Annotated in this window: 10 protein-coding genes; 4 read left to right on the top strand and 6 right to left on the bottom strand. The window is 45.6% G+C overall.

The window, feature by feature from the left end:
* Nucleotides 1–8 precede the first annotated feature (8 nt).
* Nucleotides 9–3,131 carry a multidrug efflux RND transporter permease subunit gene (locus tag AC6R00_RS03460; protein WP_004745537.1) on the top strand — a complete coding sequence of 1,041 codons (3,123 nt, stop codon included), beginning with the start codon at nucleotides 9–11 and terminating at the stop codon, nucleotides 3,129–3,131.
* 189 nt (nucleotides 3,132–3,320) lie between these two features.
* Nucleotides 3,321–3,572, top strand: a complete 252-nt coding sequence (ubiK, locus tag AC6R00_RS03455; protein WP_004745538.1) for a ubiquinone biosynthesis accessory factor UbiK — start codon at nucleotides 3,321–3,323, stop codon at nucleotides 3,570–3,572.
* 523 nt (nucleotides 3,573–4,095) lie between these two features.
* On the opposite strand, the gene ilvC is transcribed toward ubiK, so the two are convergent.
* Nucleotides 4,096–5,580, bottom strand: coding sequence for a ketol-acid reductoisomerase (gene ilvC / locus AC6R00_RS03450; RefSeq protein WP_004745409.1), 1,485 nt, complete (start codon nucleotides 5,578–5,580; stop codon nucleotides 4,096–4,098).
* Nucleotides 5,581–5,725: 145 nt separating this feature from the next.
* On the opposite strand from ilvC, the gene ilvY reads away from it, so the two are divergent.
* A complete protein-coding gene (ilvY, locus tag AC6R00_RS03445; RefSeq protein ID WP_500639337.1) occupies nucleotides 5,726–6,616 on the top strand; it encodes an HTH-type transcriptional activator IlvY in 891 nt (296 codons plus the stop codon).
* A gap of 130 nt (nucleotides 6,617–6,746) precedes the next feature.
* On the opposite strand, the gene hemN is transcribed toward ilvY, so the two are convergent.
* The 5 genes from hemN to AC6R00_RS03420 form a co-directional block, all read right to left on the bottom strand.
* On the bottom strand, nucleotides 6,747–8,135 hold the full coding sequence (gene hemN / locus AC6R00_RS03440; RefSeq protein WP_367937376.1) for an oxygen-independent coproporphyrinogen III oxidase: 1,389 nt from the start codon (nucleotides 8,133–8,135) through the stop codon (nucleotides 6,747–6,749).
* Between the two features lie 184 nt (nucleotides 8,136–8,319).
* On the bottom strand, nucleotides 8,320–8,808 hold the full coding sequence (locus AC6R00_RS03435) for a DUF2489 domain-containing protein (protein WP_171325946.1): 489 nt from the start codon (nucleotides 8,806–8,808) through the stop codon (nucleotides 8,320–8,322).
* Nucleotides 8,809–8,817: 9 nt separating this feature from the next.
* Nucleotides 8,818–9,381, bottom strand: a complete 564-nt coding sequence (yihI, locus tag AC6R00_RS03430; RefSeq protein WP_500639336.1) for a Der GTPase-activating protein YihI — start codon at nucleotides 9,379–9,381, stop codon at nucleotides 8,818–8,820.
* Nucleotides 9,381–10,019 (bottom strand): class I SAM-dependent methyltransferase, encoded by a 639-nt coding sequence (locus tag AC6R00_RS03425; protein ID WP_171325942.1) that lies wholly within the window; start codon nucleotides 10,017–10,019, stop codon nucleotides 9,381–9,383. Before AC6R00_RS03425 ends, yihI begins: the two co-directional genes overlap by 1 nt.
* Nucleotides 10,020–10,745: 726 nt before the next feature.
* The gene (locus tag AC6R00_RS03420; protein WP_171325940.1) at nucleotides 10,746–11,363 is read right to left on the bottom strand and encodes a c-type cytochrome; all 618 of its coding nucleotides are present in this window, start codon (nucleotides 11,361–11,363) and stop codon (nucleotides 10,746–10,748) included.
* 148 nt (nucleotides 11,364–11,511) lie between these two features.
* Here AC6R00_RS03420 and yihA point away from each other — a divergent pair, with 148 nt between their 5' ends.
* A complete protein-coding gene (yihA, locus tag AC6R00_RS03415; RefSeq protein WP_500639335.1) occupies nucleotides 11,512–12,177 on the top strand; it encodes a ribosome biogenesis GTP-binding protein YihA/YsxC in 666 nt (221 codons plus the stop codon).
* Nucleotides 12,178–12,493 lie beyond the last annotated feature (316 nt).

Below are 12,493 nucleotides of genomic sequence, written 5' to 3'. Positions count from 1 at the left end.
GAGGCCTCATGCGCTTTACTGATGTTTTTATTAAACGTCCAGTTTTAGCGGTATCGATCAGTTTCTTGATCGCCCTGCTTGGTCTCCAAGCGGTGTTCAAGATGCAGGTTCGCGAATACCCTGAAATGACAAACACAGTTGTCACCGTAGATACCAGTTACTACGGCGCGAGTGCCGATTTGATCCAAGGCTTTATTACTCAGCCACTGGAGCAAGCGGTCGCTCAGGCAGACAACATAGACTATATGACTTCGTCTTCGGTACTGGGTAAATCCACCATTACCGTCAACATGAAGCTCAATACCGACCCGAATGCGGCGCTGTCTGACATTCTGGCCAAGACTAACTCGGTTCGCTCTCAACTTCCAAAAGAAGCAGAAGACCCAACCGTAACCATGTCGACAGGTTCAACAACGGCGGTACTCTACATTGGTTTCACCAGTGACGAGCTATCATCAAGTCAAATTACCGATTACCTAGAGCGTGTAATCAACCCGCAGCTATTCACTGTTAACGGTGTGTCTAAGGTTGACCTCTACGGTGGTATGAAATACGCACTGCGTATTTGGCTAGATCCTGCCAAGATGGCGGCGCTAGGCTTGACCGCAACCGACGTAATGAATGTGCTTAATGCCAACAACTACCAGTCAGCAACTGGTCAGGCAATTGGTGAGTTCGTACTTTACAACGGTAGCGCAGATACTCAGGTATCTAACGTAGAAGAGCTCTCTAACCTAGTTGTGAGTACTGACGAAGGTAACGTTACTCGTCTAAGTGATATTGCCAAAGTATCGCTTGAGAAGAGCCACGATGTTTACCGTGCAAGTGCTAACGGACAAGAGGCAGTCGTTGCGGCGATTAACGCAGCGCCAAGTGCCAACCCAATCAACATCGCAGCCGATGTACTTGATTTGCTACCTCAACTAGAGCGTAACCTGCCAAGTACCATCAAAATGAACGTGATGTACGACTCAACGATTGCGATCAACGAGTCGATTAACGAAGTAATCAAAACGATTGTTGAAGCAGCACTGATCGTACTAGTGGTTATTACCCTGTTCCTAGGTTCATTCCGTGCGGTAATAATCCCTATCGTTACTATCCCACTGTCTCTGATTGGTGTGGCAATGGTAATGCAAGCGATGGGCTTCTCATGGAACCTGATGACGCTACTAGCAATGGTACTCGCCATCGGTCTGGTAGTAGATGATGCGATCGTTGTACTGGAAAACGTCGACCGTCACATCAAGCTGGGTGAATCACCATTCCGCGCGGCGATTATCGGTACTCGTGAGATTGCAATTCCTGTTATTGCAATGACCCTTACTCTGGGTGCGGTATATGCGCCAATTGCCTTGATGGGTGGCATCACAGGTGCTCTATTTAAAGAGTTCGCCTTAACCCTCGCAGGTTCGGTATTTGTATCCGGTATTGTAGCACTGACCCTTTCACCTATGATGTGTTCGAAAATGCTTAAGGCTAATGAAGAGCCAAGCAAGTTCGAACAGAAAGTACATAGTGTGCTTGATGGAATGACTAACCGCTATGCGAAAATGCTTGGCGCAGTTATGCAGCATCGCCCTGTGGTGATTGCTTTCGCTATCATCGTATTTGCCAGTCTACCAATGCTGTTTAAGTTCATCCCAAGTGAACTGGCACCATCGGAAGATAAAGGCGTAGTGATGTTGATGGGTACCGCACCATCAAACGCGAACTTGGACTTCATGCAAAACACCATGAATGACGTCAACAAAATTCTGTCTGACCAGCCAGAAGTTGCGTTTGCCCAGGTGTTTACTGGTGTACCAAACTCAAACCAAGCATTTGGTATTGCCTCTATGGTGCCTTGGAGTGAGCGTGAAGCCAGTCAGTCTGAAGTGGCAAATCGAGTGGGTGGATTGGTATCGAACGTACCTGGAATGGCAGTAACAGCATTCCAGATGCCAGAACTGCCAGGTGCAGGTTCAGGCCTACCGATTCAGTTTGTTGTTACAACGCCGAATGCGTTTGAAAGCCTATTCGCAGTAACCACCGATATTCTTGCAGAAGTTCAAACTAACCCACTGTTCGTATACTCAGAGATCGACCTGAATTACGACTCAGCGACGATGAAAATTAGCATCGACAAAGATAAAGCGGGTGCTTACGGCGTAACTATGCAAGATATCGGTATTACGCTAAGTGCGATGATGTCCGATGGCTATGTAAACCGCATCGACCTTAACGGCCGTTCGTACGAAGTTATCCCTCAGGTAGAGCGTAAGTGGCGCCTAAACCCAGAGTCGATGAACAACTTCTACGTTAAAGCAGCTGATGGTAAAGCGGTACCTCTAGGTAGCTTGATTACGATTGATGTTGTCGCAGAGCCTCGTTCACTGCCTCACTTCAACCAGCTCAACTCAGCCACTATTGGTGCGGTTCCTGCTCCTGGTGCGGCTATGGGTGATGCAATTGCATGGTTTGAAGACATAGCTTCAACTAAGCTGCCAGCTGGCTACAACCATGACTATATGGGTGAAGCTCGTCAGTACGTAACGGAAGGTAGCGCACTATACGCGACGTTCGGTTTGGCACTAGCGATCATCTTCTTAGTACTGGCAATCCAGTTTGAATCACTGAAAGATCCATTGGTTATCATGGTTTCTGTACCACTGGCGATCTGTGGTGCCTTGATTGCTCTAGCTTGGGGTGCAGCTACCATGAACATCTACTCTCAGGTAGGTCTGATTACTCTGGTTGGTCTTATCACCAAGCACGGTATCTTGATCTGTGAGGTAGCAAAAGAAGAGCAGCTACACAACAAACTGAGCAAGACAGAAGCGGTAATGGAAGCGGCGAAAGTTCGTCTACGCCCTATCCTGATGACAACAGCAGCGATGATTGCTGGTCTTATCCCGCTAATGTACGCAACAGGTGCAGGTGCAGCTCAGCGCTTTAGTATCGGTATCGTAATCGTTGCTGGTCTAGCGATTGGTACTATCTTTACGCTATTCGTACTGCCTGTGATTTACAGCTACCTAGCTGAAAAACATAAGCCTCTACCAGTGTTTGTTGAAGACAAAGACTTGGAAAAGCTAGCACGTGTTGATGAAGCAAAAGCCGCTCAACGTGAACTAGCAGAGAACAAGTAACCTGTCACTCCTCTAAGGCCACTTCGGTGGCCTTTTTTATACCTGTAACTTGAGTGCCTACCCGGCTTAGTAGCTAATCAACTATTTATTCTAAATGGTATAACAGCTTCGAATTTTTAATATCGAAGTAGCGACTTTCACGTATCAATTACATAGAATGAGCACAAATTGAAAGGAGTTTTAGTCACCATGTTTGACCCAAAGAAACTAGAGCAAATCGCTAAACAAATTCACGATTCGATGCCTGCGCCAGTAAAAGAGCTAGGTGCAGACGTTGACCAAAAAGTTCGCCAAGTAATCCAAGGCCAACTAAATAAGCTAGACGTCGTAAGCCGCGAAGAGTTTGATGTTCAGACTCAAGTTCTTCTGCGCACTCGTCAAAAGCTAACAGAGATGGAAAAGAAGCTCGCGGATTTAGAAGAGAAGCTTGCGGATAAGTAAGCAGAAAGGCTAGAGAATCCTGGGGCTGACGTGAGAACGTCGGCCCTTTTTGTTTCCGAACGTCTTGCTACGGAGTTTGGATGCGGGAACGGACTTCGTCCTACGGAGAGCTGGAGAGCATGCACATTATCTCTCTCTTTAGGAACAAATCATGTCACCTTTCTTGTAACAGTAGTTCTATCGCTTTCCTATCAACATCCTCTTCCGGAAGGACGAAGTCCGTTCTCGAATCTCGGAGCGAAGCGTTCTAGCATCTCGCAGGGCGAAGCCCGTTCCAAGCGCGAAGCGCTGCCCCTAAACAAAAAGGCTTGGTCAACGGAGACCAAGCCTTTTAATTAGATGTTGTGTTTTATTTTGTATTTATCACCCCAGTCTGCCTGGAGTTCTTTACTAACCTAGGTTAGTGAATTTCGCAGTAATTTAATATTCACAGCTAAGAGCTTAAGTTCGCGGAGGTAACACGGAGTTTGCGCGAGCAAATGAGTATTACCGACAAAGAAATTAAGCTCCTTAGCGAAGAAGATTAGCCGCCTACCGCGATGTTCTTCATATCAGTCATATAACCACGTAGCTCTTCACCGATGTACTCTACTGGGTGGTTGCGAATAGTATCGTTAACTGCGATTAGCGTTGCGTTGTCTACTTGGTTAGACGTCTCGCCTAGACCTTTACCAATTACGTCTGTACCTACTGAAGGCATGAACTTCTCACGTAGTAGCGGAGTTGCTACGTTAGCGAATAGGTAGTTACCGTATTCCGCTGTGTCTGAGATTACTACGTTCATTTCGTATAGACGCTTACGTGCTACTGTGTTTGCGATTAGTGGTAGCTCGTGTAGAGATTCGTAGTACGCTGACTCATCGATGATGCCTGATGCAGTCATTGCTTCGAATGCGAGTTCAACACCTGCACGAACCATTGCCACTAGTAGGATGCCGTTGTCGAAGTACTCTTGCTCAGAGATTTCGATATCGCCTGCTGGGTAGTTTTCAAATGCGGTTTCGCCTGTCTCTTCACGCCAGCCTAGTAGGTTTGCGTCATCGTTAGCCCAGTCAGCCATCATAGTGCTTGAGAACTCACCAGTGATGATGTCATCCATGTGCTTGTTGTAAAGCGGACGCATTAGCTCTTTTAGCTCTTCAGAAAGCTCAAATGCTTTGATTTTCGCTGGGTTAGATAGACGGTCCATCATGTGAGTGATGCCACCGAACTTCAGTGCTTCGGTAATTGTTTCCCAACCGTACTGTAGAAGTTTACCTGCGTAGCTTGGGTCGATACCGTCAGCAACCATCTTCTCGTAAGATACGATAGAACCTGCTTGTAGCATGCCACATAGGATAGTTTGCTCACCCATTAGGTCAGATTTAACTTCCGCTACGAACGAAGACTCTAGACAACCTGCGCGGTGACCACCTGTACCTGCTGCCCATGCTTTCGCGATATCCCAACCTTCACCTTTTGGATCGTTCTCTGGGTGAACAGCGATTAGCGTTGGTACACCGAAGCCACGCTTGTACTCTTCACGTACTTCTGTACCTGGACACTTAGGCGCAACCATGACAACTGTTAGGTCTTTACGAATTTGCATACCTTCTTCAACAACGTTGAAGCCGTGTGAATAACCTAGTGCAGCGCCTTCTTTCATTAGCGGCATTACTGTTTCAACTACGTTAGTGTGCTGCTTGTCTGGCGTAAGGTTGATCACTAGGTCTGCTTCAGGGATTAGCGTTTCGTAGCTTGCTACTTCAAAACCGTTCTCTTTTGCGTTCTTGTAAGATTGACGCTGCTCGTCAATCGCAGCCTGACGTAGTGCGTACGCTACGTTTAGACCAGAGTCTCGCATATTTAGACCTTGGTTTAGGCCTTGAGCACCACAACCAACAATAACCACTTTCTTACCTTTCAGGTAATCAGCTTCAGTTGCGAACTCGCTGCGATCCATAAAACGACAACGACCTAGTTGGTCTAGCTGCTCGCGTAGGTTTAAAGTGTTGAAATAGTTAGCCATCAGGGCGCTCCTTTAAAGAATTTTTCCGTTGAGGTCGGTAGCTTGGGTACCGAATGAGTCCATACTAAAACAGGTATTTAGTTGCTTAAAGTGATATATTCACAATTAGTAATTGCAATTAATGCAACAAGGATGTGACTATTTCATGAACATTAAGTGTCTGCAGTTGTTCATTCATCTGTGTGATAGTAAGAGCTTCGCTAAGACAGCTTCGGCGATGCATATTAGCCCGTCGGCCCTTAGTCGACAGATACAAAAATTGGAAAGCGACACTGCTCAAGTACTGTTCGTGCGAGACAACCGCAGCGTTGAATTGACCCCTGCTGCAAAAAAGCTTCTGCCTGTAGCGTTAAACATTCTTGGTGAGTGGCAAAACTACAATGCCCAACTCAAAGGCCATGAAGAAGAACTGAAAGGTGAAATTCGTCTCTTTTGCTCAGTGACGGCCAGTTACAGCCATTTGCCTGAATTATTGTCAGAATTCCGTCTTCAACACCCGTTTATTGAATTTAAGCTTTCAACCGGAGATCCGGCACAAGCAATCAACAAGGTACTGAGTGATGAAGTGGATATCGCAATTTCCGCCCAGCCCGAACATCTGCCCGCTCGAATCGAGTTTGAAACCATCAGTGAAATTCCCCTTTCCGTAATAGCTCCGGTCGGGGTAAGTAATTTTGCCAAGGAGCTGCAAAAAGAGCAGCCGGATTGGTCGACAATTCCATTTATTGTTCCTGAGTCGGGTACCGCCCGAGACCGCGCCAATGCTTGGTTTAAGGCAATGAAGATTAAGCCTAACATCTACGCCCAAGTCTCTGGTCATGAAGCGATTGTCAGTATGGTTGCCCTTGGCTGCGGTGTGGGAATTGCCCCCGATGTGGTGATCAATAACAGTCCTGTTAAGGAAAAAATCGAGCGCTTAAAAGTCGCTTCGATAAAACCCTTTAAACTCGGTGTGTGCTGCAAACGCTCGCAGCTTGATAACCCACTAGTCAAAGCACTGTGGGAAATGGCCCACGATACCTATATCGCCCCATAACTCATTAGTATTACTCTAGATACAACAAAGCCACCGCTTTTTCAGATCGAAAGAATAACGGTGGCTTTTGCATTTAAAGTAGTTTTCTAGATAGTTGGAGTCACAGCTAGGCGTCGAATATGACGAAAACTTAAATGACTCGGGAAAACTGCTGCTGACGCGCCTTAGCTCTTAAATACTTATCAAAGCACATGCAGATGTTACGGATCAGTAGGCGACCACGCAGTGTAACGCGAATTTCTTTGTCATCCACTTCCACCAGTTCATCATTGATAAACGTCTGTAGTAGCTGCAAGTCTTCTTTAAAGTAGTCATTAAAAGTCACCTTAAACTCTGACTCAATCATGGTCTTATCGAGTTTAAAGTTACAGATAAGCTGTTTAATGACTTCACGACGTAGTAAGTCATCACTATCAAGGGCTACCCCTTTCCATAGAGCATGACGTAGGTCGTTCACTTGCGCGTAGTACTTCTTCAACTCTTTTTGGTTTTGCGCGTAGGCATCGCCAATCATGGAAATCGCTGACACACCAAAGCCCACTAAATCTGCTTCACCTTGAGTGGTGTAACCTTGGAAGTTGCGGTGGAGCACACCATTACGCTGCGCAACCGCAAGCTCATCATCTGGCTGAGCAAAGTGATCCATACCGATAAACTGATACCCTGCACCAGTCAGTGTCGAAATAGTATCTTGCAGAATCGCCATCTTCTCTTCTGCTACTGGCAGGTCTTCATCTTTAATCTTGCGCTGCGCGGCAAATAGCTGAGGCATGTGCGCGTAGTTAAAGATCGATAAGCGGCCTGGCTGCATTTGTAATACCTGAGCTAAAGTCTCAGCAAAGCGTGCTTGGGTCTGCTTTGGCAAGCCGTAGATCAGATCTAGGTTAGTCGAACGGAAGCCCAGTTGTTTAGCTCGTTCAACCATGGCAAAGATAAATTCCTCATCCTGCTCACGGTTAACCAGTTTTTGCACTTCCTTATTGAAGTCTTGTACACCAATACTGAGGCGATTAAAGCCCTCACCGCGTAAGTGATCAAGCATATCGAGTTCGATTTCACGCGGGTCAACTTCGATACTGATTTCAGCGTCACCTTCGAAGTTAAACTCATCACGCAAGATATTCATCACTCGGCTGATTTGTGCCTTGGTCAGAAACGTTGGCGTACCGCCACCAAAATGCAGCTGAGTCACTTTACGCCCTTGTAGCAGCGCCGCACGAGTACGAACCTCAAGCTCTAATACATCCAAGTACTCATCCGCTTTATGGGCATGACGGGTGATCACCTTATTACAACCACAGTAATAACAAAGCTTGTGGCAGAAAGGGATATGGATATAAAGAGACAGCGGTCTGTCTGGGTACTGAGTGCACGCCATATCGTAGTCCGCTACCGTGAACGCTTCATGAAACTCCAAAGCAGTTGGGTATGACGTGTAACGAGGACCCGAATAGTTGTACTTATCAAGGATGGCTTGGTCCCAGACTATTTGCTGGCTTGCGACGACATGCTGCGACATGATGGTATTTCCGTTTGGGCTATAATGCATCGTTTGGCTACACGAGCCATTATTGTTAGCAGGCTATTTTGCCACACCTCGATATCACTGGTTGTGGGACAGGCTGCTTTTTGAGTAGCAATACTCAGAATTGATAACTCGATCACTCCCTCTAAAGGGTAGTCGATCGAGCTATAAAGCCAATCTAGATCATTTGGATGTTGATCTGATTGTTGAGAGGTTGAACCTTTTTCTGCAGAAGCTTCAGCTCTTCAACGATAGCATCTTGAAGACGAGACTCTGCTTTATGGCGCTCAAGGTTTTGCTTCATGCGCTCTTTTTTCGCTAGCGCCTGACGCTCTTCGCCACGAGCCATATCTTTAACGATGTGGAATAGCTCTGACGTCGCTGGAAATTCTTTTTCAAAATCAACGCGCTCTTCACCTTGAACATAGTCCATGATGTTATAGAGGCGAATGCTGATTTCTGACAGATCACACTGCTCTTGAATACCCGCTAAGCAAAGAACATGCACGCTTTCAAAGATGTTGGCATTGCGTTTTTCAATGGCTAACTTTTGATGCTGCAGTTGCAATTCCTTTTGCTTCTTGAGCTTGAGCAGAAGGTAACCTGCATATGACGCTAGACCGAGGATGATGGCTCCGCCCGCAATGGCTAACAAGGTTACATTCATAATGCTCGATTATCCTTTAAATTGGTTCAAGTCTAAGTCTTCGAACTGAGAAAGTAACTCTTCATCTGAGTCTGCTTTCTTGCTGGTTTTCTTCTGCGCAACAGGTTGTTCTACGATCTCTTCCTCAAGTTCTTCTTCAGGCTCTTCTTCGTAGATACCTAGCTGCTTCATCAGCACTTCGATACGTGCTAATTTTTCGTCAACGTATTTCTGTAGACCTGCACCTAGGCTATCACCATTGTCTAGACGATCGAGCAACACATTCAGTTGTGCATCGCTCTCAAGCATTTCTAGTTCTTTCTCTGCATTAATACGACGCTCAGCCTTAGTTGGCTTCTTGGCAGCTTCAACCACAAGAGGGATTTTCTTCTTGCTGCCTAAACGCGGATCGCGCTTTTGCGCGGCAGTCTGCTGCTTCTGATCTTTTGCTTCAGAGTTACGACCGCCAGTCTTTAGACCTTTGCGCTTTTTGTCTTTCTTACGTAGACGTCCTTCAACGTCTGATTGAGTTCGGTTGCGAACAACAACTACGTCGCCATTGCCACCCGATCTTGCTTTCTTACTACGGCTCATTACTGGGCTTTCCTCAGTAAAATTACATCATTACCAATAAATTCAAGCTTGAGCTGATCCCGCTCTGCCAAATACTGAAACGTTTTACGACTAAAGAACACCACATGGGTCTGATCGTTTTTATAGTGCCATGAGGCAAACGCTTCAACATCGATGACCATCTTAGTCATTAGACCAATCCAGCCACCTGGCTTAACTAAATTCAACCATTGCTGCCACACCTTATTCGGTTCATAGAGGTGTTCTATAACCTCTGTAGCAGTAATAAAGTCATACGAATTTTCTAACACCGAAGGATTCGGGTGATAGTAGATATCGTAAAGACTCATGGTGTGTCCCTGCTCTTCCAACATCAGTGACAATGTTGGGCCAGGCCCACAACCAAAATCTAACCCGTGAGAGTTAGCCTCAATACGCTCTAATATGGGGTCTGCAACCCGAGATAAAAAGCGTCGGTACCCTTGATCATTTGGGTCATTCTCATGCAAATCGTAGTGGGCTTTTTCCTGTTTTGCATCCAAACGCTGATCTGGATTAACAAACACAAGCTCACATTGCAGGCACTGTAAATACTCTCGACGTTTGTCTTGGTAGTAGTGCTGAGTCTCCAAGCTTTGACAAAGGGGGCAACTATGCATATTGGGTGCGTTTAACATATCCTCAAACGGGATGCGAAACATACCAGAAACTGGCGTTAGAGTGGAGCACTATTGTGCAAATAATCATCACTTCATAAAAAATAGCAATAAAAAAAGCGATAGAGTTATCTATCGCTTTCTAAATGCCTTGCGGCAAAACTGTGTTGCACTTACTTCAGTGCACCAATATTCCATTTGTTTTTAGTGCTTTCCCTGCCAAAAGTGTTGTTTGCCACCATCCTGGTGAGTTTTGGCTTTCCATTTACTTCCTGATGCCTGGGCTAGTCCTTAGCCTGATCCATTTCACTGTCTTAAACCATTAGACAAGTCGACCATCCTTATCAAGTAGGTTTCCTACCTACCCTTGCATCCTTTCTATAACTACCAAGTTTCCATTACTTGCATCCGTGGAGACTTCCTAGTCTTAAATCCGTAATCAGCGCCCTGCCGATGAGTACACTTTATCGCTTTGGTCGTTTTGAACAATCCACTCAAGCTAAAAAAGTGCACTTTTTTACTCCCACAATTTCAGCACCCTATTTTTCAATGAGTTACAAACAGCCAATAGAAACTTGCACATTCAAGTATGGGCGATCTCTTACAAGCAACGAGGGAAGATGACTCATCAAGGCCACGCGAGTCATGTGATCATGCTCAAACGAAAAAGCCCAAGCAACAGCTTGGGCTTTTTCAATACAACTTTATGCTCGAACGAATAAGTAGGGCTTAGTGTAGGCCACCAACATATTTAGAAAGTGTATCGATATCTTCATCCGTTAGTTTTTTCGCAATATCACGCATCATAGCGTTCATGTCGTTACCACGAGAACCATCACGGAATTTTTCAAGCTGGGCTTTAATATAATCAGCATGCTGGCCAGAAATTTTCGGGAAGCCAGAAAGTTCTGTACCATTACCGCGTGGACCATGACATGCGATACATGCTGTTAAGCCACGCTCGGCATCACCAGCGGTGTAAAGAACTTTACCTGCATCAACCACATTTTCAGGCGTAGTGTTGTGAGCAATTGGTAGAGACGCATAGTAAGCCGCTAGGTCTTTCATATCTTCCTCAGACAGTGGCATAGCCATACCACTCATCACAGGATCCATACGACCTTGCTTACCATTACTAGTCATACCCAACTTGAATTCTTTCAGCTGCTTTTCAATATACTTAGCATGCTGACCTGCAATTTTCGGGTACATAGCGAGTTGACTGTTGCCGTCAGCACCATGGCAGGCAACACAAGTTTGGGATTTTGCTTTACCAGCTTCAATGTTACCTTGGGCCCACACGGAGCAGCTGGCTAAAAGACTCAAGATTAGCGCTAATTTCTTCATGACATTCCATTATAATTATCAAGCTTCCGGTACCACTCTGCGTTGCCACTCATGGTACAATAGGCGACCTTATGCCGAGCACGGTTATTTTACACAATTTCACAAAAAAGTAATCAATCGACTACACAAAGTCGAGATGGAGTTAACAGTGAGCGTAAAAATTCATTATCAAAACACCCATTTCATCACAAGTGCGCCGGATATCCGCGCCTTGCCAGAAGATGAAGGTATCGAAGTTGCGTTTGCAGGACGCTCCAATGCGGGTAAGTCTAGTTCTCTAAACCGCCTGACGAACCAACGTAGTTTAGCGAAAACCAGTAAAACGCCAGGCCGAACACAACTTATTAACCTTTTTAAGGTTACCGATGGCTGTCATATTGTCGATCTTCCGGGGTACGGCTTTGCTCAAGTACCACTAGAAATGAAGAAGAAGTGGCAAAAATCCTTGGGTGAGTACCTACAAAAACGCCAATGTCTAAAAGGCTTAGTGGTTCTGATGGATATTCGTCACCCAATGAAAGACCTCGACCAGCAGCTAATTTTTTGGGCAGTTGACAGTGGTATTCCTGTTCAGGTGCTGCTAACTAAAGCAGACAAACTAAAGAGCGGTGCGCGCAAAGCACAAGTTCTGAAGATCAAAAAAGACGCGGTGGGCTTTGGTGGCGATGTCAGCGTCGCCGCTTTTTCATCGCTAAAAGGCATCGGTGTCGATACGCTGCGTAGCAAGCTCGATGAGTGGTTCGCTCCAGCGCTGGCGGAATCAGTTGTTGAAGAGATCATCGAAGAAGAGAATATCGATAACAAGTCAGAGTAAACACTCGACCAGACAATGATTGCTAAAGCCCTGCCGATAAAATGGTAGGGCTTTTTTTATCGGCATAGAAAAATAAAAGCCCCACCTTCCTGGCGGGGCAACGGGAGAGAAATAGTAGTTATTATTAATTATGCGCTTAGGATTATGTATCTAAAGGCGTAAATCAACACTCCCAACAGAGGGGTGCCGCTCAAGAAAACCACACCCAAACACCACCCATCTCATTGAAAAATAAAAATAAAAACCGAAATTAAAGCTATCTTTTCTGGCCTGTTTTTGTTTTGGTTTTTCTATCAAAATAACCAAACTGTGACTG

The organism is Vibrio sp. R10-SF1-ISO8, from assembly GCF_059833805.1.
Note: the sequence above shows the minus strand (reverse complement) of the source record. Positions and strands in the feature narration are given on the sequence as shown.